Source organism: Paroceanicella profunda (assembly GCF_005887635.2).
Lineage (GTDB): Bacteria > Pseudomonadota > Alphaproteobacteria > Rhodobacterales > Rhodobacteraceae > Paroceanicella > Paroceanicella profunda.
In genome coordinates, this window is record NZ_CP040818.1 from 1,285,631 (window position 1) to 1,308,286 (window position 22,656).

The following is a 22,656-nucleotide window of genomic DNA, read 5'->3' on the forward strand; positions in this document are numbered from 1 at the left end:
GACCCCCTCAGATGCTCTCTGACCTTCCCTTCACCCTTTCCGCCCTGCGGGACGCCTATGCCGCCGGCACCCGCCCCGAAGCCGTGATCGCGGAGGTCTTCGCCCGGCTCGACGCCGCCAACGACCCCGGCATCTTCCTGCATGCGGACCGCGAGGCGGCGCTGGCCGCCGCGCGGGCCCTCGGCGCGCCGGACGGCCGGCCGCTCTGGGGCATCCCCTTCGCGGTGAAGGACAATATCGACGTGGCCGGCATGCCCACCACCGCCGCCTGCCCGGAGTTCGCCTATGCGCCGGAGGCGGACGCCTTCGTGGTGGCCCGGCTGCGCGCCGCCGGCGCCATCGTCATCGGCAAGACCAATCTCGACCAGTTCGCCACCGGCCTCGTGGGCACCCGCACGCCCCACCCGGTGCCGCTGAACGCGCTAGACCCGGCCATCGTGCCCGGCGGCTCCTCCGGCGGGTCCGGCGTGGTGGTGGCGCGCGGCATCGTCGCCTTCTCGCTGGGCACCGACACGGCCGGCTCCGGCCGGGTTCCCGCGGCGTTGAACGGCATCGTGGGGCTGAAGCCCACGCTCGGCGCGCTCTCGGCCTCCGGCATGGTGCCGGCCTGCCGCACGCTCGACACCATCTCGGTCTTCGCGCTCACCGTGGCGGACGCCTGGGCGGTGCACTCCGTCGCCGCCGCGCCGGACCCGGAGGACGCGTACTCCCGCGCCTTCCCGGCGCAGCCGCTCTCCCCCGTGCCGCCGCGCCTGACCATCGCCGTGCCCGATGCCGCCAGCCTCCAGACCTTCGGCGACCGGGTGCAGGAGGCCGCCTTCCGCGCCACGCTCACCGAGCTGCGCACCCGGGGCGTGGAGATCCGCGAGATCGACTTCACGCCCTTCTACGACGTGGCGGCCATGCTCTACGAGGGCGCCTGGGTGGCCGAGCGCACCGCCGCCGTGGGCGCCCGCCTCACCGAGGCGCCGGAGACGCTGCACCCGGTGACACGCTCCATCGTGGAGCAGGGCCTCGCCCTCACGGCGGTGGACGCCTTCCGCGGCATCTATCGCCTGGCGGAGCTGCGCCGGCACTGCACCGCCGCGATGGCGGGCATCGACCTGCTCTGCGTGCCCACCATCCCCTGTTTCGTCACCCGGGAGCAGGACGCGGCAGACCCGATCCTGCACAACTCGCGTCTCGGCACCTACACCAACTTCGTGAACCTGCTGGACATGTGCGGCCTCGCGGTGCCCTGCGGAACGCGGGAGGACGGCCGGCCCGCCTCCGTCACCCTGCTGGGCCGCGCCGGGCAGGACGGGCTGCTGGCCGGCGTCGCCGGGCTGGTGGAGGCGGGCCCGCTGGGCGCCACCGGCTGGCACCGCCCGGCCGCGCCGGTGCCGGCGCCGGAGCCGGTGCCCGGCGAGGTCGCCGTGGCCGTCTGCGGCGCGCACATGTCCGGGCTGGGGCTGAACCACCAGATCGCCGAACGCGCCGGCCGCTTCCTGCGCGCCTGCCGCACGGCGCCGGAGTACCGGTTCTTCGCCCTGCCCGACGGGGTGCGCCCCGGCCTGGTGCGCGTGGGGCCGGAGACCGGCGCGGCCATCGCGGTGGAGGTCTGGGCGATGCCGATGGAGGCCTTCGGCTCCTTCGTGGCCGGCATCCCGGGCCCGCTCGGCATCGGCCGCGTGACGCTGGAGGACGGCAGCGCCGTGCCCGGCTTCCTGTGCGAGGAGATCGCCACCCGCGGCGCGGAGGACATCACCGCCCTGGGCGACTGGCGCAGCCACCTCGCCCGCAAGGCCGGCGCGGGGCGCAAGGGCGCGGCCTGAGCCAGGGCGCCGGATGAAGCTCTGCTCTGCGCCGCTCCCGCCCGTCGGCTCAGCCCGGCCGGGCTGCGGGCAGGCGCATGAGGCAGGCGGCGCGACTGCCGTGGCCCGTGTCGGCCAGAACCGGGCGCAGGGTGGCGCAGTCCGGGCCGCGCTCCGGGCAGCGGGTCACGAAGGGGCAGCCCTGCGGCGGGAGCGCCGGGCTCGGCAGGTCCCCCTCCAGCGCGAAGGGGGGCTTGGCGCGCTGCGCCGCCGGGTCCGGCAGGGGGATCGCGGCCAGCAGCGCCTCGGTATAGGGGTGCGTGGGATGGTCGAAGAGCGCGTCCGTCGGCCCCTCCTCGGCCACGGTGCCCAGATACATCACCACCACCCGGTCCGAGATGTGGCGCACCACCGAGAGGTCATGCGCGATGAACAGGTAGGACAGGCCCAGCTCCGCCTGCAGGCTCATCAGCAGGTTCACGATCTGGCTGCGGATGGAGACATCGAGCGCCGAGACCGGTTCGTCGCAGATGATCAGCTTCGGGTTCAGCGCCAGCGCCCGGGCGATGACCACGCGCTGGCGCTGGCCGCCGGAAAGCTCGTTGGGGTAGCGCTGTGCGTGGCCGGGCAGCAGGCCGACGAGGCCGAGCAGTTCCGCCACCCGGGCCGCGCGCTCCGCCTTCGGCCAGCCGGCGATCGCCAGCGGCTCGGCGATGCACCGGCCCACGGTGAGCTTGGGGTTCAGCGCCGAGACCGGGTCCTGGAAGATCACCTGCATGTCGCGGCGCAGGGCGCGCTGGCGCGGGGCGTTCTGGGCCAGGATGTCCTCGCCCTCGAACAGGATGCGCCCGCCGGTGGCGCGCACCAGCCCGAGGATGGCGTTGCCGGCGGTGGATTTTCCGCAGCCGCTCTCGCCCACCAGCGCCACCGTCTCGCCCGGGCCGATCTCCAGGCTCACGCCGTCCACCGCCTTCACCGCGCCGGTGCGCCGCCCGGTGAACCCGCCGGTGAGCGGGAAGTGCACGCGCAGGTTCTCCACGCGCAGCAGGGGGGCGGGCGCTCCGGTCATGTCATCTCTCCGATGCGGTCGAGGTGCAGGCAGGCGGCGGTGTGGCCGGGCTGGCCGGGGATGGGCACATGCGGCGGCACCTGCGCGCAGTCCTCCCGCGCCAGCGGGCAGCGGGAGCGGAAGCGGCAGCCCTCCGGCCAGTCCGCCACGTCCGGCACGCTGCCCTCGATGGAGCGCAGGTGCTCCTTGCGCGGGCCGGTGAGCCGCGGAATGGTGGAGAGCAGCAGCTTCGTGTAGGGGTGCGAGGGGCGGGAGAACAGCTCCTCCGCCGTGCCCGTCTCCACGATGCGGCCGCCGTACATCACGCAGACCCGGTCCGCGATGTCCGCCACCACGCCCATGTCATGGGTGATGATGAGGATGGCAGTGCCGAAATCCGCCCGCAGCCGCTTCATCAGCGCGAGGATCTGCGCCTGGATGGTGACGTCGAGCGCGGTGGTCGGTTCGTCGGCGATGAGCAGCTTCGGCTCGGAGATCAGCGCGCAGGCGATCATCACCCGCTGGCACATGCCGCCCGACAGTTCCGCCGGGTATTGCCGGGCCCGCGCCGCCGGGTCCGGGATGCCGACGCGCGCCAGCATCTCCACCGCGCGGATCCGCGCCTGCGCGGGCCTGGCGCGGCCGTGGACGACCAGGCTCTCGGCCACCTGCTCGCCCACCCGCATCAGCGGGTTGAGCGAGGCCACCGGCTCCTGGAAGATCATCGACAGGCTCTGCCCGCGGATGCGGCGCATGCGGCGCTCCGGGGCGGCGAGCAGCTCCTCGCCGTCCAGCCGCACCGCGCCGCCGGCGGCCCGGGCGGCGGCGGGCAGCAGGCCCATGACGGAGAGCGCGGTGAGGCTCTTGCCCGAGCCGCTCTCGCCCACCAGCGCCACCACCTCGCCCGGGGCGACGTCGAAGCTCACCCCGTCCACCACCGCGTTGCCGCCGATGCGGGTGACGAGGTCGCGCACGCTGAGCACGGGCCCGGCCGGGGTGGCGGGCGGGTGGGGGCCGGGCCGGTCCGTTTCGGGCGGGGCGGTTCCGGGCAGGTCGGGCTCAGGCATCCGGGCCTCCTTCGGTCTCGGCGGCCACCGCGGCCCAGGGGCTGGTGGGATGGGCCATGCCGCTGTTGCGCCCGGAAGCCGGGTCACGCGCGACGGCGGAGGGAATGGCGAAGTTCACCGGGTGCAGCGTATCGGTGACAAGCTCCACCGGGAAGGCCTCCGCCACCTTCGCGGCCACGTCGGGCGCGGCCCGGCGGTTCACCCGGATGGTGGGGGAGCTGGCGTCCAGCCGGGGGGCGTGGAAGGCCTCCTCCAGCCCCATGCCGCCGTCCAGCATGAAGGACAGCAGCTGCACCAGCGCCGGGAAGATCTGCCGCCCGCCGGCCGCGCCGATGGCGAGGGTGGGCCGCCCGCCCCGCGTGAGCAGCAGCGGCGACATGTTGGCCAGCGGCCGGGCGCCGGGGGCGATGCGGTTCGGCACGCCGGGCCTCGGGTCGAACCACATCATGCCGTTGTTGAGCAGGAAGCCGGTGGAGGGCAGCGTCACCTTCGCCCCGAAGCGCGACAGCAGCGTGTTGGTGAGCGAGACCATGTTGCCCGCCCGGTCCACCACGCTCACATGCGAGGTGCAGTCGCCCCCGGCGGAGGCGTGGCCCATGGTGGTGAGCCGCAGCCGGGTGGCGTCGCGGATGGCGGTGGCATAGGCCAGCGCCGCTTCGGCGGGGCCGGTCTGCGGTCCGATGTCGAGCGCGGCGAGCGCCGCGAGCAGGCTCGGCCCGCCGGAGAGCCCGTCGATCACATGCACCTCATGGCCGCGGTAGCTGGCGGTGCGCGGGGGTTGCCAGGTGCTGCGGTAGGCGGCGAGATCCGCGGCGGAGAGTTTCGCGCCCGCCATGGCCAGTTCGCCGGCGAGGGAGGCGGCGATCCCGCCCTCGTAGAAATCCCGCGCGCCGGCCTGCGCGAGGCGGCGCAGGGTGCGGGCCTTGGCCGGCATGGGCAGGCGCGGGGTGCGGCCCGGGTCCGGCGGCTGGCCCCCGGGCAGGAACACCTCCGCCGAGGCCGGGTCCGCCGCGAGGTTGCCCGCGTCGATGGCGATGCAGAGCCGGGTGAACCAGTCCACCTCCAGCCCGCGCTCCGCCGCCTCGATGGCCGGGGCCAGCGCCTCCGCCCAGGAGAGCGTGCCGAAGCGCGCCAGCGCCGTGGCCAGCCCGTCGATCGCGCCGGGCACGCAGACCGACATCGGGCCGGAGAGGTTGCGGTCCCCCTCCACCGCCGGCCAGTCGAACCAGTCGCCGCCGCGGCCGCCGCGCAGCGGGTAATCCGCCGCAGAGATGCCCTGCGGCGCGCGCACGTTGAAGTCCAGCGTGTCCACGGCGCCGGTGTCGCCGCTGGCGTGCAGCAGGAAGCCGCCGCCGCCGATGCCGCTCAGCCAGGGTTCGGCCACCGAGAGCACCAGCGCGGTGACCACGGCCGCGTCCATCGCGTTGCCGCCGGCCGCGAGCACCCGGGCGCCGGCCTCCGCCGCGCCGCCGTGCTGGGCCGCGACGAGGCCGCCGGCGGAGTGGCGGGCGTGTTTCTCTATGCCGCTCCAGGTCTGCATCAGGAGGGGGTCCGTGCCGGGTGGGAGGAGATCGGGCCGGGCAGGGCGGAGGCCTGCGCGAAGGCCCCGGCCTGGGTGGCCATGTGATGGGCGGCAATCTCGCCCACGGTGGCGATCCACACGCCCTCGGCGGCGCGGATCTCGCCCAGCAGCCGGTCCAGCATGGCGATGCGCTGCGCCCGGCCGGAGATCCAGTCATGCACGGTGAGCATGAACAGCCCGCCCCAGCGGTGCAGCAGGCGCCATTCCTCGGCCCAGGTCTCGCCCACCGGGCCGGTGGGCTGCGGCGGCCACTTGTCGGCCCCGCCGCCGAGGAACTTGAAGAAGATCGCGTCGTCGATGCCCCATTGCACCGGGATCTCGGCCACGCCGTCCATGGTGTAGGGGTGGTCGTAGCCCATCAGCGAGCTGTCGTAGAGGCCGAGGCGCCGGCATTCCGCCAGCATGTGCGGGGTCATCTCCCAGGCCGGGGAGCGGAAGCCGAGCGGGCGCCGGCCGGTCTGGCGCTCGAACAGCTCCAGGGAGCATTCCAGCGCATGGGTGAACTCCGCGTCGGAGATGTCGTCCACCAGTTCGTGGAAATAGCCGTGCAGGCCGATCTCGTGGCCCCCCTCCAGCAACCGGGGCAGCATGTCCGGGTGTTCCTCGGCCACGATGCCGGGCACGAAGAACGTGCCCTTGATGCCATGCGCCTCCAGCAGGTCCAGGATGCGCCCCAGCCCCACGCGCGGCCCGAAGCGGCGCTGTTCCAGGTGGCCGATGGTGCGCGGCCTGCTGTCGCGCATCTGCCAGAGCCAGGGGGAATGGGCGTCCACGTCCACGGTGAAGGCGGTGGCGGAGGCAAAGCCCTCGGGCCAGATGTAGCGGTCGGTTGCCATCACAGCGCCTGCTTCTTGTCCTGGTGCACGTCGAGCGAGCCGATGGAGTTGCCGCCGTCCACCGCCAGCGTGGCGCCGGTGACATAGGCCGCCGCGTCGCTGGCGAGGTAGAGCGTCGCGGCGCCGACATCGGCCTCCGTGCTGGCCCGGCCCAGCGGGATGCCGGCGGTCACCTTGCTCACATGCGCCGGGGTGAGGCGGCTCACGGCGGAGCCGGCGGCGAAGCCCGGCTCCAGCGCGTTCACCCTGATGCCGTATTCCGCCAGCTCGATGGCGAACCCCTTGGTGAGCCGGTCCAGCGCGGTCTTGGACAGGGAATAGGGCGCCGCGGTGCGCCGCATCTTGCGCGCCGCGCCGGAGGAGATGTTGATCACCACGCCCTTCCGGCCCGCCTTCACCATCTGGGTGGCGAGATCGCGGGTGAGGATGAAGGGCGCGCGCAGGTTGATGCCCAGGATGGCGTCCCACTGGGCGTTCGTGGTGTCGAGCAGGAAGCCGCTGGGGTAGATGCCGGCGTTGTTGACCAGGATGTCCGCCGCGCCCCATTCGGCGCCCACCCGAGCGACGAGCGCCTGCAGGGAGGCATCGTCCGCCAGGTCGGCCACCTGGGTGAAGGAACCGGCGGCGGCGGGCAGTTCGGCCAGCAGGGCGTTGAGCGCCGCGCCGTCACGGTCGGTGAGGCAGAGCCTCGCGCCCTCTGCCGCGAAGGTGCGGGCCAGGCCGGCGCCGTAGATGCCGCAGGCCCCTGTGATCACAACGCCGCGTCCGGCGAATTCGCCTTCGAAATTCATGGGAGGAGCCTTTCGGACTTATCTGGATTTGGGGTCGAGCCGGTCGCGCAGGTGGTCGCCTATCAGGTTCACCGAGAGCACGAGCAGGAAGAGGCAGAGGCCCGGGAAGGCGGAGATCCACCAGGCGGAGCCGACATAGTTGCGCCCCACCGAGAGCATCGCCCCCCAGCTTGCCGTGGGCGGCTGCACGCCGAGCCCGAGGAAGGAGAGCCCGGCCTCGAACAGCACCATCAGCCCGAATTCCAGCGTGGCCACCACGGTGATGGCGCCGATGATGTTGGGCAGGATGTGGATGAACAGGATCCGCGGCGTCGACGCCCCCATGAAGCGGGCCAGCCGCACGTAGGGCATGTTGGCGACCGAGAGCGTCTGGCCATAGGCCACCCGGGCGTAGCGCGGCCAGCGGGTGAGCGCGAGCACGATCACCACGTTGGTGAAGCCCGGCCCCAGCACCGCCACGGTGATGATGGCCAGCAGCACGGCGGGGATGGAGAGGAACACGTCCACCAGCCGCATGATCACCGTCTCCACCCAGCCGCGCGCCTGCGCCGCAGCCATGCCCAGCACGGTGCCCACCACGCCCGACAGCGCCACGGAGAGCACCGCCACGCTGAGCGAGATGCGCGCGCCCCAGATCAGCCGGGTGAGCAGGTCGCGCCCCAGCTCGTCGGAGCCCAGCCAGTAGGTGATGCCGCGCGCCGTCACCCCCGGGGCCTTCAGCCGGCCCATCAGGTTCTGGCTGTTGGGGTCGTTCGGGGCGATGAGCGGCGCGAAGACGGCGATCAGCACGAAGGCCGCGAAGATGGCGAGGAAGGGCAGCACCGCGCGGCTGCCCGGGCCGCGGCGCCGGCCGGTGGCCTTTTCGCGGATGGTCTCCGCCACGGCGCTCATGACGCGCCCCCGAGGCGGATGCGCGGGTCGACCAGGCTGTAGAGCAGGTCGGCCACGAAGTTGAGCGCGATGGTCACGAAGGCGCCCAGCAGCACCACGCCCTGCACCACCAGGAAGTCGCGGCTGATGATGGACTGCACGGTGAGCAGCCCCAGCCCCGGCCAGGCGAAGACCGTCTCCACGATCACCGCGCCGGCGAGCAGCTGGGAAATCTCCATCGCCGCGATGGAGATCACCGGGATGGAGGCGTTGCGCAGAAGGTGCCGGCGCACCAGCCGCCCGGTGGTGACGCCGCGCGCCCGGGCCGAGCGCACGTAATCTTTCGAGAGCTCCTCCAGCACGGAGGTGCGCGCCACCCGGGCGAAGGTTGCCATGCTCAGCAGCCCCAGCGCCACCGAGGGCATCACCAGGTTCCGCCAGCCCCCGGCCCCGGAGGGCGGCAGCCAGTGGTTCCACACCGCGAAGACCATGATCATCAGGATGCCGGACCAGAAGGTGGGCATGCTCTGCGCCGCCAGCACGAGGCCCATGAAGCCCTTCGCCTCCGCGTGGCCGCGGCGCACCGCCATCCACACGCCCAGCGGCACCCCGATGCAGAAGGCCACCAGCAGCGCGCCGCCGGCGAGCTGCAGCGTGTAGGGCAGCCGCGAGGCGATGATGTCGATCACCGGGATGTTCTGGATGTAGGAGCGGCCGAAATCCAGCCGCGCCATGTCGACGAGGAAGGTGCCGTACTGCACGATCAGCGGCCGGTCGAGGCCAAGGCTCGCGCGCATGGCCTCGATGTCGGCCTGGGTCGCCGTCTCGGGCACCAGCAGGTAGGTCGGGTCGCCGGTGAGGCGCTGCACGAAGAAGATCAGCGTCATCACCCCGAAGAGCGCGACCACGGCCTGCCCGAGGCGCCTGGCGAGATAGCGTCCCATTCTGTCCTTCCCGGCCCTACTCGGACCAGCCCATGCGGTTGAGGAACAGGCTCTCGTTCGCCGTGGGCGTCCACTCCAGCTTGTCCGAGGCGCCGTAGACCACCGCGGCCTGGTAGAGCGGCAGCAGGGCGGCATCCGATTTCATCAGCTCGGAGGCGGCGTGGTAGGCCTTCAGCCGGGCGTCCCTGTCCAGCGTGGAACGGCCCTCCTCCAGCAGCCGGTCCATCTCCGGGTCGGAGTAGCGCGACCAGTTGCTGCCGGACTGGAGCAGCGGATACATGATGCCGTCCGCGTCCTGGCAGGCGCAGGACCAGCGGCCGAAGCTCAGCATCGGGCGGTTCTCCTCCGGGCCCTGGGCCTTCTTGAGGTAGCTCGCCATGTCCATCATGTTGATGGAGACGTTGAGCCCGATCTCGGTGAGCATCTGCTGCACGGCCTGCACGATGCGCTGGTCGTAGACCGGCGAGGTGTCGAAGCTGAGCTCGGTCTTCGCCGCGTCGCCGAGGCTCTCGACGATCTCCTTCGCGGCTTCCGGATCGTAGGGGATCGGGGCGATGTCATCCGCCCAGCCGAAATGCGCGGGCGAGAGCAGCTGCCCCACCACGGCGCCTTCGCCGGCCAGGATGCCCTCCACGATGCCCTCCCGGTCCACGCCCATCACGATGGCCTTGCGCAGCTCGGGGTTGTCCAGCGGCGCGACGCGGGTGTTCATGCCCACGAAGCCCACGCGCTCGGTGAGCGCGGTGAGCGGCGTCACGCCGGGGGCGCTCTCGAGCTGCATCGCGAGGTCGGAATCGAGCGAGACCGCGAGGTCCGCCGCGCCGGCCTGCAGGTCCGCCACGCGGGTGGAGGCGTCAGGCACGGCGCGGAAACGGGCCTCGGCGAAGGCGCCCTTGTCGCCCCAGTAGGCGTCGTTGCGCTTCAGCGTCACGTCCACGCCGCGGTTCCAGGCCTCGAAGGCATAGGGGCCGGAGCCCACGGGGGCGGCGTTGAACGCGTCGTCGCCCATCTCCGTCACCACGTGCTCGGGCACGATGGAGAGCTTCACCAGCTGGGCGAGCAGCACCGGGTAGGGGCCCTCCGTGGTCAGCGTCACGGCGTTTGCGCCGGTCACCTCGGCGCCGGTGATCTTGTTGAACTGGCCGAGCTGCGGGCTGGCGAAGGCCGGGTCGATGATCCGCTTCACGGAGAACACCACGTCCTCGGGCGTCAGCTTCGTGCCGTCATGGAAGGTGATGTCGTCACGGATGGTGAATTTCACCTGCGTGTCGGACAGCTGCTCCCAGGCGCTGGCCACCTGCGGGACGATCTCGCCGTCGTCGGAACGGGTGACGAGATTGTCGAAGATGTTGCGGTAGACGTAGTAGCTGTCCGGGTTCCACTGCTTCTGGGGGTCGAGCGAGGCGGGCTCGTTCACCAGGTCCACGGTGATCAGGTCCTTCGCCAGCGCGCCCTGCGCGGCGGGCGAGGCGAGGGCGGCCAGAAGGCCGAGGGCGGTTGCTGCAAGCAGGCGTTTCATGCGGGGATACCTCGTCTGGGGGCAAGGGGAAGGCGGGTGGCGCCTGCCCGTCCTGTCGGCGGGGCGCGCGGCGTGGTGCCGCCCGCCCCGGGGGCGCGTCACTCGGCCCAGCTCATGCGGTTGAGGAACATGCTCTCGTTCGCCGTGGGCTGCCATTCCAGCTTCGCGTTGCCGCCGTAGATGATGGCGGCCTGGTAGAGCGGGATGATCGGCACCTCGTCCTTCACGATCTCGTGCACCCGGGTGTAGGCGGCGAGACGGTCCTCCTCGTCCAGCACGGAGCGGCCCTCCTCCAGCGCCGCGTCCACCTCCGGCGAGGACCAGCGCGACCAGCCGGAGGAGGAGTGCAGGAGCGGGAACATGATGCCGTCCGCGTCCTGGCAGGCGCAGGACCAGCGCGAGAAGGTGAGCATGGGTGCTGCCGCGTCATCCACCTGCTGGTCCTTCAGCCAGGTGGCCATGTCCGTCATGCGGATGTCGACCTTCAGGCCCACGTCGGTGAGCATCTGCTGGATGGCCTGCACCACGCGCTGGTCGAACACCGGCGAGGTGGCCAGCTCCATCGGCGTGGCGGCCGCGTCGCCCACTTCGGCGATCAGCGCCTTCGCGTCCTCCGGGTCGTAGGGGAAGGGGTCGATCCCGTCCACCCAGCCGAAATGCGCCGGCGAGGCGATCTCGCCCACCACCCGCTCGCCACCGGCCAGGATGCCCTCGGCGATGCCCTCCTTGTCGATCGCCTCGGCGATGGCGCGGCGCATGCGCACGTCGTCCAGCGGTGGCTTGGTGGAGTTCAGCGCCAGGTAGCCCACGCGCTCGGTCTGCACGATCAGCGGCCTGGCGGTGGTCGAGCCCTCCAGCTGCGCGGCCTGGTCGGAATCGAGCGTGACGACGAGATCCGCCGCGCCGGCCTGCAGGTTCGCCAGCCGGGTGGCGGCGTCCGGCACGGCGCGGAAGCTCACGTTGGGGAAGGCGCCCTTGGTGCCCCAGTAATCGTCATTGCGGGTGAGGGTCACCTGCACGCCGCGGTCCCAGCTCGCGAACTTGTAGGGGCCGGAGCCGACGGGGGAGAGGTTGAAGGCGTCCTTGCCCACCTCTTCCACCACGTGCATGGGGATGATGGAGAGCTTCACCAGCTGCGGCAGCAGCACCGGATAGGGGCCGTCGGTGGTCAGCACCACGGTGTTCGGGCCGGTGGCCTCGGCCTTCACGATCTTGTTGAACTGGCCGAGCTGCGGGCTGCCGAAGGCCGGGTCCGTGATGCGGTCTACCGTATAAACCACGTCTTCGGGGGTAAGCTTCGTGCCATCGTGGAAGGTGATGTCGTCGCGCAGGGTGAACTCCATCTCGGTGTCCGAGAGGCGTTTCCACGAAACGGCGACCTCCGGCACGATGGTGCCGTCGTTGTCGCGGGTGACCAGGTTGTCGAAGATGTTGCGGTAGACGTAGTAGCTGTCCGGGTTCCACTGGCCCTGCGGGTCGAGCGAGGAGGGCTCGTTCACCAGGTCGATGGTGAGCAGGTCCTTGGCACCGGCGGTGCCGGCGGCGGAGAAGGCCAGGCTCAGCGCCAGTGCGGCGCAGGCCAGGGCGGGCGGGGCGAAGCTGCGGAGGCTCTTCATTGGTCTGTCTTCCCTTCCTGTTGGGTGGGTGACGGCCTGCGGGGTTGCGCGTCCTGCGCCCCCGTTCTGTGGGGGTCCGTCGATGGAGCGGGCCGGGCGGGGCGGGCCCCGGCGGCCGGGTCGAGCGCGCCTGCAAGCAGGGCGCGCCCGGCAAAGGCTTCGAAGGCGTCGAGCGCCGCAAGCAGCTCCGCGACGATGGCATGGGCATCCTCGCGCGCCACCGCGAGCGCCAGGGCGTGGCGGTCCGGCGTGGGGTGGCGCAGGCCGCTTCCGGCTTCCAGATGGCGCAGCATGCGGTCGGAATTGTCCCAGGCCTGGGCCAGCCAGCCGCGCATCCAGGCATTGGCGGGCGCCGCCAGATGGCCGAGCAGCTCGCGGTCATAGCCGCGCAGCGCCTCGGGCGCGCCGGGGTCGGTGCGCCCGGCCAGGGCGCGACACACCTCGGCCACCGCACTCAGCGCCGCGCGCGTCTCCGCCGTCCGGGACAGCGGAGCCAGCGCGGGTTCCAGCACCCGGCGCGCCGCGATCAGCCCGCCGACCAGCTCCGCCGTCACCGGTGCCACCTGCCAGCCCCGGCGCGGCAGGGCGAGCACCAGCCCCTCCCCGGACAACCGCGCCAGCGCCGCGCGCGTGGCGGCCCGGTTCAGCCCGAATCGCTCGGTCAGGTCCTGCTCGCTCACCATCTGCGACGGCGCGAGCGCGCAGGTCAGGATGGCGTCGCGCAGCCGGTCGACCGCGAATTCGGATTTGGACGCCGTTCCCGGCAGGGTTCCGGGCGCGGCGGGGCGGGCGACAAATGGCGAGGACCGATCATACATGCCGCGAGGCTAGCCGCGCCTCTGAGATGTTACCAGAGGGTTTCTGACATCTCAGTGCAATTTCTGCCCGGCAATCGGGCATGGGCGCGCGCCTGCCCGAAGCCTGAGCGGTCAGGCGGGCGCGCTGCCCGCAGCACGGCAGGGGCGCGGCGGGGTGATTCGGGCAGGGTTTCGAAAGGCGGCGGTGCGGTCAGCGCAGGGCGCCGCGCTGGGCCTCGATCATCACCCCGGCGAGCAGGGCATAGGCCTCGGCCCAGGCGGCGCGGGTCTCCTCGGTGAAGCTGTCGCCAAGCTCGTCGGCCAGCGTCTCCAGCAGGGCCTCGCCGACGATGGCGTAATGTGCCTCCTGGACCTCGTAGACCGCGTGGCGCAGGCCGAGCGCCTGCACCGCGGGCAGGATCTGCGGCAGGCTGGTGAGGCCGTTCACCGCGATGGCAAGCATCTGAATGAGCTTCATCTTCTGGGACGACATGTCCCCCGGAAACAGCTCGCGGGTTTCCGGCGCAAGGGCGAACAGCCGGGCATAGAACCGGTCGCCGGCCGCGCTGGTGTCAGCGGAAATGCGGCTGAAACTGTCCTGCACGAGGGCGATCTGGTCCGGCGTCATGTCCTGCGCGATCCTTTCGCGTGAAAGACCCTGGCAATGGCCCGGACCGTCGCCGGTCACGGAGCAGACTTCAGGCGGCGCCGCCCCCGGTCAAGCAGGCCGTGCGGACCGCGCCGGAAGTATAGCCCCGGGCCGTCGCGCGCGCCATCGCTGCCCGGCCTCGGGCGGAGCGGCCGGTTGCCCCCCCGCTGGCCGTTCACGGGTGGGGTGTGGCCGGCGCACAGACATGGGCGAGGCGACGAACGTGTCCCGAAACCCCGACAAGAATATATGATATGAGAGAATGCCGCGCTGCACAATAAGAACCCATGGCCATTCCGGCCCGAATGCATGCATGCGCGTCGTGGCCGGCCGGGGCGCGGGCGCCCCGGCGCGAAGATCAGTGGAGCGGCATCGCGACGGCCGCGGCGCGGGGCCCCTCGGCCCGCAGCAGCGCGAGCGCCCGGGCGCAGGCCTCGGTCCACACCGCGTTGTCCCTCAGGGCGGGGGGCATCAGGCCCGGCGGGGCCGAGAGCGCCGCGACCATGGCCTCCGCCGACCCTCCGTCCACGCGCGCCACGCAGGCGGCCAGCGCCCCGGCCTGCGGGTCGTCCAGGGGCCGCGCGGCCGCGACGGCCTGTTCGACGAAATGCATCCATGCCGCCACGGCGAAGGCGAAGCTTCCCACCGGCTGCCCGGCCTGCAGCGCCTCCAGCGCCGGCCAGGTGAGCCGCTGCGGCAGCTTCTGCGTGCCGTCCATCGCGATCTGCAGGGTGCGGTGGCGGATGGCGCGGTTGGAGAAGCGCCGCGCCAGCGCGTCGGCATAGGCGGCGTAATCCATGCCGGGCAGCGGCTCCAACGTGGCGGCGGCGGCGGCCATGTGGGCGCGCACCATGGGCGCGAGCGCCGGGTCCTCCATCACGTCGAAGACATGCTCCAGCCCGGCCAGCGCGCCGGCATAGGCGATGAGCGAATGGCTGCCGTTGAGCATGCGCAGCTTCATCTTCTCGAAGGGCGCCACGTCATCGGTGAAGATCACCCCTTCCGCGGCCTCCCAGGCCGGGCGGCCGGTGGCGAAACGGTCCTCGATCACCCATTGGGTGAAGGGCTCGGTCTCGATGGCGGCGGCATCCTCGACACCGATGAGGGCGGCGGCATCGGCCAGCGTCGCCTCGGTGGCGGCGGGCGTGATGCGGTCCACCATGGTGGAGGGGAAGGGCACGTTCGCCGCGATCCACTCCGCGAGGCCGGGGTCGCGCCGGCGGGCGAAGTCGAGCACCAGCCGCTCCAGCACATGGCCGTTGTCGGGGAGGTTGTCGCAGCAGAGCGGCGTGAAGGGGGCGAGGCCCGCCGCCCGGCGTCGCGCCAGCCCCTCGACGAGGAACCCCACCACGCCCGAGGGCGCCTCGGGATGTGCGAGGTCATGGGCGATGGCCGGGTGCGCGAGGTCGAGCCCGCCGGTGGCCGCGTCCCGCCCGTAGGCCTTCTCGGTGACCGTGAGGCTCACGATGCGGGTGCCGGGGTCCTCCAGCAGGGCGAGCACGGCGGCGACATCGTCGCGCGCGGTCTTCACGCCGAGGATGCAGCCGATCACCCGGGCCGAGGTGCCCCCGGGCCCGCGCACCAGCAGGGTGTAGAGCCCGTTCTGCGGCGCCATGCGCTCTTCGGTATCGCGCGAGCGCAGGTTGACCCCGGTGATGCCCCAGTTTCCCCCGGCGGCGGCGAGCGCCTGCTCGGTGGCCACGGCCTGGTGGGCGCGGTGGAAGGCGCCGAGGCCGAAATGCACGATGCCGGGGCGCAGGGCGTCCCGGTCGTAGCCCGGCTGCCCGACAGTCTCGGGCAGGCCGGCGAGGCTGGTGAGCCGGGTCATGCGGCAGTGGCCTTCAGCGCCGCCATCACGCCGCGCAGCTCCGCCAGCCCCTTCAGGCGGCCGATGGCCGGGTAGCCGGGCTGCGAGCCGCGCTCGCTGTCGTTCAGGATGTCCTGGCCGTGGTCCGGGCGCATGGGGATCTCGGCATCCGCACGTCCCTCGGCGCGGCGGCGGGCCTCTTCGCGCAGCAGCGCGGCGACGAGGGCCACCATGTCGGTGTGCCCGGCGAGGTGGTCATCCTCGAAGAAGGAGCAGGGGGTCTCCTCCGTGTCGCGGCGCACGTTGCGCAGGTGCACGAAGTGGATTTTCGGGCCCATCCGCTCGGCCATGCCGGGCAGGTCGTTGTCCGGTCGCGCGCCGAGCGAGCCGGAGCACAGCGTGACACCGTTGGCCGGGCTGTCCACCGCGTCGAGCACGGCGCGGTACTGCGCCTCGGTCGACATGATGCGCGGCAGGCCGAGCAGCGGGAAGGGGGGGTCGTCCGGGTGGCAGCACAGGCGCATGCCAAGCTCCTCGGCCACCGGCACCACCTCGGAGAGGAAGTCGATGAAATGGCCGCGCAACGTCTCCTCGGAGATGCCGTCATAGGTGGCGAGCTGGGTGCGCAGCTCCTCCAGCGACCAGCTCTCCATCGCGCCCGGCAAGCCGGCGGTGACATTCTGCGCGATCTGCTTCTGCCGGGCCTCCGGCATGGCGGTGTAGCGGCGCGCGGCCTCCTCGACCACGGCTTCGGGGAAGCTCTCCGCCGCACCCTTGCGCTTCAGGACATGGATGTCGAAGGCGGCGAAATCGGGCAAATCGAAGCGCATGGCCTTGGCGCCGTTCGCCACTTCCCAGGTGAGGTCGGTGCGCGTCCAGTCCAGCACGGGCATGAAATTGTAGCAGATGGTGCGCAGGCCGGCCTCGTGCAGGTGGCGCAGCGAGTGCTTCCAGTTCTCCACATGGGCGCGCCAGTCACCCGTCTGCGTCTTGATCGATTCGGAGATCGGGATGCTCTCCACCACCTCCCAGTCGAGCCCGGTGGGGGCGGCCCCCGTGCCGCGCACCTCGGCCTGGCGCTTCGCGATCTCCTCCTTCGACCAGACCTCGCCGGTCCGGACGTGGTGCAGGGCGGTCACGATTCCCTCGACCCCGGCCTGGCGCGCGTCGCGCAGCGTCACCTTGTCGACCGGGCCGAACCACCGCCATGTCTGTCGCATTCTGGTCTCTCCTTGGATGCGGAAATCACTTGCCCCCGAGGGCGGCGCGCACGGCCTCCGCCCGGGGGATCGGCGCAACGGCGCCATAGCCCTGCGTGGCCAGCGCAGCGGCGGCGGCGGCGTAGGTGCCGGCCTCCTGCGGGCTGTCGCCGGCCAGCAGGCGGGCGACGAAACTGCCGCCGAACGTGTCGCCCGCGCCGGTGGCGTCCACCGGGGTGCAGGGCGCCGGCGGGATGCGGTGGCGCCCCTCCGGCGTGGCGATCAGCGCGCCCTCCGCCCCGAGCTTCAGCGCCACCACCTTCGCGCCGAGGGCGAGGCAATGCTCGGCCATCGCCTCCGGCCTCGGGTCTCCGAAGATCTTCTCCATGTCGTCGGAGCTGGGCAGGGCGATGTCGGTCATGGCGAGGGCGGCCTCGATCAGCGCCTTCGCGCGCGGCCGGCTCCACAGCCTGTCGCGCAGGTTGGTGTCGAAGGACACGCGGCGGCCGGCGGCGCGGGCAATGGCCGCGGCCTCGAAACACGCGTCGCAGGAACTGCCGGAGATCGCCAGCGAGATGCCGGTGAAATGCAGCAGCTTCGCCCCCGCGATGGCCGCGCGCGGCAGGTCGGCCGGGCCGACGAGGCTGGCGGCCGAGCTGGCGCGCAGGAAGCTGAACACGTGGCCCGAGGGCCCGTGGTTGACGAAATACACCCCCGTGGGCGCCGAGGCGTGGCGGCTCACATGGGCGTGGTCGATGCCCTCCGCGTCCCAGAGGGAGACGATGGCGTCGCCGTGCTCGTCCGCCCCGAGGGCGGAAAGCACGCCGGCGCGCGCGCCCTGCCGGGCGGCGGCGATGGCGAAGTTCGACACGTCGCCGCCCACGTCGCGCAGGAAGGTGCGGGGGGTGTCCCCCGCACGGTTGTACTCGATCAGCGGCTCGCCGAGGGCGAGGATGTCCACCGCGGCCGCCATGCTCATGCCAGCTCGAGCTGGACCTTCACCGCTTTCGAGCGGTCGCCGGCCGCGTCGAAGGCGGCGACGGCGTCCGCCAGCGGGAAGGTGCCGGTAATGATCGGGCGCACGTCGATGCGGCGTTCGGCGATCATCTTCACTGCCAGCGGGTATTCGGCGTGGAAGCGCTGCGCGCCGGCCCATTCGATTTCCTTCGCCACCAGCATGGCGAGGGCGATGGTCGCATCGCCGCCGGTGCCCACCTGAACGAAGCGCGCCTGCGGGCGCAGCACCGGGAAGAGCGAGCGGATGGCGGGGGCGGCGGCCGAACATTCGAAGGCCACGTCGAAACAGCCCTTGTTCGCCTCGAATTCCTTCAGGCCGTCGGGGTTGGTGCGGGTGTTGATGGCGCGGGTGGCGCCCATCTCCTCGGCCACCTTCAGCGTGGCGTCCTGCAGGTCCGTCACCACGATCTCGGCAGCGCCGCCGAACTTCGCCACCGCGACGCAGAGCGAGCCGATGGGCCCGGCGCCGGTGACGATGACGCGCTTGCCCTTCAGGTCTCCCGCCCGGGTTCCGGCGTGAAGGCATACGGCCAGCGGCTCGGCGCAGGCGCCCTCGCCGAAGCTCACCACGTCGCCCAGCGGCTCGCACTGGGTGGCGGCCACGACCATGCGCTCGCGGAACGCGCCCTGGGAGTGGGGGAAGGGCATGGCGGAGCCGAAGAAGGTCATGTTCAGGCAGTGTTGCTGCAGGCCCCTGAGGCAGAACGCGCAGGCGTTGCAGGGGTGGGAGGGGTTCACCGCCACGCGCGTGCCGGGGGCGAGCCCCTCCACGCCGGGGCCGGTGGAGACCACCTCGCCGGAGACCTCGTGGCCGAGGACCATCGGTTCGCGCACGCGGATCGCGCCGAAGCCGCCGTCCTGGTAGTAGTGCAGGTCGGAGCCGCAGATGCCGCCGGCGCGCATCTTCAGCAGCACCTGGCCGGGGCCGGGCTCGCCGAGCTCCAGCGTGTCGATGCGCAGGTCACGGGCGGAATGGATGCGGCAGACGCGGGTTTCGGAAGTCATGGTTTCAGTTCCCATATGCGAGATTGGGCAGCCACAGCGAAAGCGCCGGGATGTAGGAGACCAACAGGAGGACCAGAATATTGCCGACAAGGAAAGGCGTGATGGCCCGCACCACCACGGAGAGCGGCAGCCGCGCGATGTTGGCACACACGAACAGGCACACGCCCACCGGCGGGGTGGTGAGGCCGATCATCAGGTTCAGCACCGCGAAGGTGGCGAAATGCACCGGGTCCACCCCCACGCCGATCGCCACGGCGGAGAGCGGGCCGAACAGGATGATGAGCGCGGCGATGGTTTCCATGAACATGCCCACGAAGAGCAGCAGCAGGTTGATCAGCAGGATCACCAGGAACTTGTTGTCCGTGGCGGCGAGCACGGCCTGGGCGATCATCTCCGGGATGCGCTCGGAGGCGAGGATCCAGCCGAACACGTTCGCGAAGCCCACCAGCGCGAGGATGGCCGCGGAGCTGACCGCGCTGTCGATCACGATCTTCGGCACGTCGCGCAGCCGCACGCCGCGGTAGATGAAGGCCCCCACCACGAAGGCGTAGAGCGAGGCGATGATCGAGGTCTCCGTGGGCGTGGCGATGCCCGAGAGCAGGCCGCCGATGATCAGCGCCGTCATGGCGATGGCCCAGAAGGAGGACAGGAAGGCGAGGCCCAGCTCACGGAAGCCGGCCCATTCCTGGCGCGGGTAGTTGTTGCGCCGGGCGATGATGTAGCAGGTCACCATCATGCCGAAGCCCAGCAGCAGCCCCGGCACGGCGCCGGCGAGGAACATCCGCCCCACCGAGACACCGGTGAGCGAGCCGACGATGATCATCGGCACCGAGGGCGGGATGATCGGCCCCACGGTGGAGGAGGCGGCGGTGACCGCGGCGGAGAAGCCGCCGGGATAGCCCGCCTTCTTCATGCCGGGGATCATCACGCCGCCGATGGAGGCCGCGTCGGCCACCGCGGTGCCGGAGATGCCGGCGAAGAGCATGGAACCGGCGATGTTGGTGAGGCCCAGGCCGCCGCGGATCCAGCCCACCAGGGCGGAGGCGAAGCGGATGATGCGCTCGGTGATGCCGCCGCCGGCCATCAGGTTGCCGGCCAGGATGAAGCCCGGGATGCACAGCAGCACGAACACGTCGATGCCCGCGTACATCTTCTGCGGCAGGATGACGAGCGGCATGCCGCGCACCAGGATATAGGCCAGCGAGGACAGCCCCAGGCAGGCCGCCACCGGCACCCCGATCACGAGCCCGATGGCGAAGACGGCGAAGAGAATGCTCACGTCCATGAGGTCAGTCTTCCAGTTCGGACATATCGGAGAGGGAGTCGCGCCCGCCGATGATCTCCAGCACGGCCAGCACGGCGAAGAGGCAGAGCGACACGGCGAAGACCGGCATGGCGAGGTAGATCCAGTTCATGTGGACGCCCAGGGCCGGGGCGGTCTGCATGGCGCCCACCTTCATGAATTTCAGCGCGGGCAGGATCATCAGCCCCGCCAGCACGGCGGTGAGCGCGGCGGAGAGGCCGAGGGCCACCCGGCGCGCATTGCGCGGCAGCATCGAGACCACGAGGTCCACGTTCACCAGGTCGCCGCTGCGGATGGACAGGCCCACGCCGCAGGCGGCGAGGAACATCAGCGCGGCGCGCGAGAGTTCCTCGGTCCAGATCGGGGAGCCGGGCAGGAAGGTGCGTGCGAACACCTGCAGCAGAACCGTGCCGATGAGCAGCAGGAAGGTGATGCCGACCGCGGCGCGCGATACGGTGACCATCAGGGAGACGAGGCGTTGCATGTGCGGTTGGCTTCCGGGGTTCGGGCGGCGCGCCCGGCGGGGCGCGCCGCGGACAGGCGGGGATCAGTCGGCGAAGATCTTCTCGACGATCGGCTTGATCTCGTCGGAGACGCCGCTCAGCACCGCGTCCTTCGCCTGGGCGGCGAAGGCGGCTTTGTCGACCTCGTTGAAGATCATGCCGGAGGCCTCGAGATCGGCGCGCAGCTGCTTCTCGTCGTCGAGGAACATCGAACGCTCGTATTCCTGGGCCAGGCGGCCGGCTTCCAGCACTGCCTTCTGGTCGTCCTCCGACAGGCTCTGGAACCGCTGTTCGGAGATCACGAGGTAGATCCAGCTGCGCACGTGATCGGTGAGGTTCACGTATTTCTGCACCTCGTTGAAGCTGGCGCTCTTGATCAGGGCGAGCGGGTTCTCCTGCGCGTCGATGGTGCCGTTCTGCAGCGAGGTGAACACCTCCGAGAAGGCCATCGGCGTGGGGTTGGCGCCCAGCGTCTTCCACACCGAGAGGAACAGCGGCACGTTGGGCACGCGCATCTTCAGCCCGTCGAGGTCGGCCGGCGAGGAGATCGGCCGGTTGGAGGTGAGCTCACGCGGGCCGCGGGCGAAATACGCGATGGGGCGGACCTGCGCCTTCTCGATGATCTCTTCCCTGATCTCTTCGCCGATCGGGCCGGAGGCGACCTCGTCCATCTTCTCGAGGGTCGGGTAGGCGTAAGGCACGGCGAGCAGGGCGGCCATCGGCGCCCAGTTCTGCAGGCTCTCGCCGGTGATGGTCATGTCCACGGTGCCCAGCTGCATGCCGGCGATCAGGTCCATCTCCTTGCCCAGCGTCTCGTTGGGGTAGACCTCGACCTTGATGCGGCCGTCGGAGAGGCGGGCGGCCTCCTCGGCGAATTTCAGCGCCGCCTTGTTCCAGATGTTGTCCTCGTTGGCGAGGTGGCCGAGCTGGAGCGTGGTCTCCTGCGCGAACGCGGCCCCCGAGAGGCCGAAGGCGAGTGCCGAGGCGGTGAGCGCGGCCCTGGTGAAGTTCTTCATGGTGTTCCTCCTTGCATATGGTTCAGGCGCGGCAGTGCGGCCCGCCCGCCGGTGCCCTTCCGGCACCTCACGCGGGCGGTCCGTTTCGGAAAATCGGGTCAGCCGATGCCGGGATCGGTCATGGTTTCGGCCGGCGGTTCGAACAGGTCCATGTGCCGCTCGCGGATGTGCGGCAGGGTCTTGAGAATTTCGGTGAGGTGCACCCTCATCGCCGCTTCCGCGGCATCCGCGTCGCCCGCTTCCGCGGCGTCGAGGATGGCGGTGTGCTGCTCGATGAGGATGTGGAAGGGCGTCGCCTCGCCGAAGCTGAGGTAGCGCACCCGGTCCATCTGCGCCTTGGTGGTCTCGATCACGGCCCAGGCGAAGGAATGCTGCGCGGCGCGGGCCAGCCCGGCGTGGAAGGCCTCGTCCAGCAGCAGGAACGAGGCATTGTCGCGGTGCTCCACGTCCTTCTGCTGCTCGACCAGGGCGCGCAGGTCCGGCAGCGGCGCCGGGTTCGCGGCCAGGGCGCGGACGATGGCGATCTCGAGGGCCTCGCGCACGAAGCGGGTCTCGGTGACGGCCTGCTGGGAGATCTTCTGCACGAAGGTGCCGCGATGGGGGATGACCTTCACCAGCCCGGCGTCCTCCAGCCGGATGAAGGCCTCGCGCACCGGCTGCCGGCTCACCGAATAGCGCCGCGCCACCTCGGCCTCCGACAGCGCCTGCCCCGGGCGCAGGCGCGCCTGGATGATGTCGGAGCGCAGCTGCCGATAGAGCGTGGTGCCGATCGAGGCGGCAGGCGTGAAGCTCAGCGGGTTGGTCATGAGTCGGTTTTGTCTCCTCCGGTATGGTACCATACCACCATACTGCATGAAATCAAGCGGCCGCCGACCGGTGCCGCCTCCGGAGAGATGTCAGACGCGCCGGGGCAAGGCGGTGCCGCGCCTCGCTCCCGTTGACGCCATCGCCATCATCGGATCATCAGTGCCGAGGCTGCCCCGCGCGGGCGCCCTGTCGCTGCCTGGCCCGGCCTCTTCGCCCGGGTCGGGGCCGGCGGCGGCGCCCCTGCGGGCCCTCCTCCGGCGCCCCGGTCAGCCCGTATTCCGGACGTCGGGGAGGGCAGGGGCAGCCCGCCCGGCCTGCTTGCGTCCCGCCCGGGCTGCGCCCGCCTCGGAGGGGGCAAGCCCCCGCCTCGGCAGGCGCGTCGGGCCCGGTGCGGGCCCTTCCGGCCAGGCGGAACCGGCCGCGCCCTGCGGCCAGCGCCGAGCGGGGGCTCGATGCCCCCCGAGGCGCTCCGCCCGGCCGGTCCCGG

General features: G+C 71.6%; 20 protein-coding genes. 1 reads left to right on the forward strand and 19 read right to left on the reverse strand.

Annotation, left to right across the window (positions count from 1 at the left end; genetic code table 11):
- Positions 1 to 11 precede the first annotated feature (11 nt).
- Positions 12 to 1,814, forward strand: coding sequence for an allophanate hydrolase (atzF, locus tag FDP22_RS05810; RefSeq protein WP_138575741.1), 1,803 nt, complete (start codon positions 12 to 14; stop codon positions 1,812 to 1,814).
- A gap of 49 nt (positions 1,815 to 1,863) precedes the next feature.
- On the opposite strand, the gene FDP22_RS05815 is transcribed toward atzF, so the two are convergent.
- The 19 genes from FDP22_RS05815 to FDP22_RS05905 form a co-directional block, all read right to left on the reverse strand.
- Positions 1,864 to 2,862, reverse strand: a complete 999-nt coding sequence (locus tag FDP22_RS05815; protein ID WP_138575742.1) for an ABC transporter ATP-binding protein — start codon at positions 2,860 to 2,862, stop codon at positions 1,864 to 1,866.
- Positions 2,859 to 3,908, reverse strand: a complete 1,050-nt coding sequence (locus FDP22_RS05820; protein ID WP_138575743.1) for an ABC transporter ATP-binding protein — start codon at positions 3,906 to 3,908, stop codon at positions 2,859 to 2,861. The genes FDP22_RS05815 and FDP22_RS05820 overlap by 4 nt, the downstream gene beginning before the upstream one ends.
- Positions 3,901 to 5,448 (reverse strand): gamma-glutamyltransferase family protein, encoded by a 1,548-nt coding sequence (locus tag FDP22_RS05825; protein WP_138575744.1) that lies wholly within the window; start codon positions 5,446 to 5,448, stop codon positions 3,901 to 3,903. The genes FDP22_RS05820 and FDP22_RS05825 overlap by 8 nt, the downstream gene beginning before the upstream one ends.
- Positions 5,448 to 6,326: a polysaccharide deacetylase family protein gene (locus FDP22_RS05830; RefSeq protein WP_138575745.1), complete on the reverse strand. Its 879-nt coding sequence runs from the start codon at positions 6,324 to 6,326 to the stop codon at positions 5,448 to 5,450. Before FDP22_RS05830 ends, FDP22_RS05825 begins: the two co-directional genes overlap by 1 nt.
- Positions 6,326 to 7,117, reverse strand: a complete 792-nt coding sequence (locus FDP22_RS05835) for an SDR family NAD(P)-dependent oxidoreductase (protein WP_138575746.1) — start codon at positions 7,115 to 7,117, stop codon at positions 6,326 to 6,328. Before FDP22_RS05835 ends, FDP22_RS05830 begins: the two co-directional genes overlap by 1 nt.
- 18 nt (positions 7,118 to 7,135) lie before the next feature.
- Complete coding sequence (locus FDP22_RS05840; RefSeq protein WP_138575747.1) at positions 7,136 to 8,008, reverse strand: ABC transporter permease; 873 nt, start codon at positions 8,006 to 8,008, stop codon at positions 7,136 to 7,138.
- Positions 8,005 to 8,931 (reverse strand): ABC transporter permease, encoded by a 927-nt coding sequence (locus FDP22_RS05845; RefSeq protein ID WP_138575748.1) that lies wholly within the window; start codon positions 8,929 to 8,931, stop codon positions 8,005 to 8,007. The genes FDP22_RS05840 and FDP22_RS05845 overlap by 4 nt, the downstream gene beginning before the upstream one ends.
- Positions 8,932 to 8,947: 16 nt before the next feature.
- Complete coding sequence (locus FDP22_RS05850) at positions 8,948 to 10,450, reverse strand: ABC transporter substrate-binding protein (RefSeq protein ID WP_138575749.1); 1,503 nt, start codon at positions 10,448 to 10,450, stop codon at positions 8,948 to 8,950.
- Positions 10,451 to 10,548: 98 nt separating this feature from the next.
- Positions 10,549 to 12,066: an ABC transporter substrate-binding protein gene (locus FDP22_RS05855; RefSeq protein ID WP_138575750.1), complete on the reverse strand. Its 1,518-nt coding sequence runs from the start codon at positions 12,064 to 12,066 to the stop codon at positions 10,549 to 10,551.
- Positions 12,063 to 12,884 (reverse strand): GntR family transcriptional regulator, encoded by an 822-nt coding sequence (locus FDP22_RS05860; RefSeq protein ID WP_138575751.1) that lies wholly within the window; start codon positions 12,882 to 12,884, stop codon positions 12,063 to 12,065. The genes FDP22_RS05855 and FDP22_RS05860 overlap by 4 nt, the downstream gene beginning before the upstream one ends.
- Positions 12,885 to 13,074: 190 nt before the next feature.
- The gene (locus FDP22_RS05865) at positions 13,075 to 13,491 is read right to left on the reverse strand and encodes a globin family protein (RefSeq protein ID WP_138575752.1); all 417 of its coding nucleotides are present in this window, start codon (positions 13,489 to 13,491) and stop codon (positions 13,075 to 13,077) included.
- Between the two features lie 379 nt (positions 13,492 to 13,870).
- Entirely contained in the window at positions 13,871 to 15,340 is a 1,470-nt protein-coding gene (locus tag FDP22_RS05870; RefSeq protein WP_138575753.1) for a mannitol dehydrogenase family protein, read from the reverse strand.
- Positions 15,337 to 16,539 (reverse strand): mannonate dehydratase, encoded by a 1,203-nt coding sequence (gene uxuA / locus FDP22_RS05875; RefSeq protein WP_138575754.1) that lies wholly within the window; start codon positions 16,537 to 16,539, stop codon positions 15,337 to 15,339. Before uxuA ends, FDP22_RS05870 begins: the two co-directional genes overlap by 4 nt.
- 25 nt (positions 16,540 to 16,564) lie before the next feature.
- Positions 16,565 to 17,497 (reverse strand): sugar kinase, encoded by a 933-nt coding sequence (locus tag FDP22_RS05880; RefSeq protein ID WP_138575755.1) that lies wholly within the window; start codon positions 17,495 to 17,497, stop codon positions 16,565 to 16,567.
- Entirely contained in the window at positions 17,494 to 18,540 is a 1,047-nt protein-coding gene (locus FDP22_RS05885) for an L-idonate 5-dehydrogenase (protein WP_138575756.1), read from the reverse strand. Before FDP22_RS05885 ends, FDP22_RS05880 begins: the two co-directional genes overlap by 4 nt.
- A 4-nt stretch (positions 18,541 to 18,544) precedes the next feature.
- The gene (locus FDP22_RS05890; RefSeq protein ID WP_138575757.1) at positions 18,545 to 19,825 is read right to left on the reverse strand and encodes a TRAP transporter large permease; all 1,281 of its coding nucleotides are present in this window, start codon (positions 19,823 to 19,825) and stop codon (positions 18,545 to 18,547) included.
- 4 nt (positions 19,826 to 19,829) lie between these two features.
- Positions 19,830 to 20,327, reverse strand: a complete 498-nt coding sequence (locus FDP22_RS05895) for a TRAP transporter small permease (RefSeq protein ID WP_138575758.1) — start codon at positions 20,325 to 20,327, stop codon at positions 19,830 to 19,832.
- A 63-nt stretch (positions 20,328 to 20,390) separates the two neighbouring features.
- Positions 20,391 to 21,362, reverse strand: a complete 972-nt coding sequence (locus FDP22_RS05900; protein WP_138575759.1) for a TRAP transporter substrate-binding protein — start codon at positions 21,360 to 21,362, stop codon at positions 20,391 to 20,393.
- A gap of 98 nt (positions 21,363 to 21,460) precedes the next feature.
- Positions 21,461 to 22,168, reverse strand: coding sequence for a GntR family transcriptional regulator (locus FDP22_RS05905; protein WP_138575760.1), 708 nt, complete (start codon positions 22,166 to 22,168; stop codon positions 21,461 to 21,463).
- Between the last annotated feature and the right edge of the window lie 488 nt (positions 22,169 to 22,656).

Bases quoted from the DNA above. Each gene is read 5' to 3' on its own strand.
- atzF (WP_138575741.1), top strand. From the start codon at position 12: ATGCTCTCTGACCTTCCCTTCACCCTTTCCGCCCTGCGGGACGCCTAT.
- FDP22_RS05815 (WP_138575742.1), bottom strand. From the start codon at position 2,862: ATGACCGGAGCGCCCGCCCCCCTGCTGCGCGTGGAGAACCTGCGCGTG.
- FDP22_RS05820 (WP_138575743.1), bottom strand. From the start codon at position 3,908: ATGCCTGAGCCCGACCTGCCCGGAACCGCCCCGCCCGAAACGGACCGG.
- FDP22_RS05825 (WP_138575744.1), bottom strand. From the start codon at position 5,448: ATGCAGACCTGGAGCGGCATAGAGAAACACGCCCGCCACTCCGCCGGC.
- FDP22_RS05830 (WP_138575745.1), bottom strand. From the start codon at position 6,326: ATGGCAACCGACCGCTACATCTGGCCCGAGGGCTTTGCCTCCGCCACC.
- FDP22_RS05835 (WP_138575746.1), bottom strand. From the start codon at position 7,117: ATGAATTTCGAAGGCGAATTCGCCGGACGCGGCGTTGTGATCACAGGG.
- FDP22_RS05840 (WP_138575747.1), bottom strand. From the start codon at position 8,008: ATGAGCGCCGTGGCGGAGACCATCCGCGAAAAGGCCACCGGCCGGCGC.
- FDP22_RS05845 (WP_138575748.1), bottom strand. From the start codon at position 8,931: ATGGGACGCTATCTCGCCAGGCGCCTCGGGCAGGCCGTGGTCGCGCTC.
- FDP22_RS05850 (WP_138575749.1), bottom strand. From the start codon at position 10,450: ATGAAACGCCTGCTTGCAGCAACCGCCCTCGGCCTTCTGGCCGCCCTC.
- FDP22_RS05855 (WP_138575750.1), bottom strand. From the start codon at position 12,066: ATGAAGAGCCTCCGCAGCTTCGCCCCGCCCGCCCTGGCCTGCGCCGCA.
- FDP22_RS05860 (WP_138575751.1), bottom strand. From the start codon at position 12,884: ATGTATGATCGGTCCTCGCCATTTGTCGCCCGCCCCGCCGCGCCCGGA.
- FDP22_RS05865 (WP_138575752.1), bottom strand. From the start codon at position 13,491: ATGACGCCGGACCAGATCGCCCTCGTGCAGGACAGTTTCAGCCGCATT.
- FDP22_RS05870 (WP_138575753.1), bottom strand. From the start codon at position 15,340: ATGACCCGGCTCACCAGCCTCGCCGGCCTGCCCGAGACTGTCGGGCAG.
- uxuA (WP_138575754.1), bottom strand. From the start codon at position 16,539: ATGCGACAGACATGGCGGTGGTTCGGCCCGGTCGACAAGGTGACGCTG.
- FDP22_RS05880 (WP_138575755.1), bottom strand. From the start codon at position 17,497: ATGAGCATGGCGGCCGCGGTGGACATCCTCGCCCTCGGCGAGCCGCTG.
- FDP22_RS05885 (WP_138575756.1), bottom strand. From the start codon at position 18,540: ATGACTTCCGAAACCCGCGTCTGCCGCATCCATTCCGCCCGTGACCTG.
- FDP22_RS05890 (WP_138575757.1), bottom strand. From the start codon at position 19,825: ATGGACGTGAGCATTCTCTTCGCCGTCTTCGCCATCGGGCTCGTGATC.
- FDP22_RS05895 (WP_138575758.1), bottom strand. From the start codon at position 20,327: ATGCAACGCCTCGTCTCCCTGATGGTCACCGTATCGCGCGCCGCGGTC.
- FDP22_RS05900 (WP_138575759.1), bottom strand. From the start codon at position 21,362: ATGAAGAACTTCACCAGGGCCGCGCTCACCGCCTCGGCACTCGCCTTC.
- FDP22_RS05905 (WP_138575760.1), bottom strand. From the start codon at position 22,168: ATGACCAACCCGCTGAGCTTCACGCCTGCCGCCTCGATCGGCACCACG.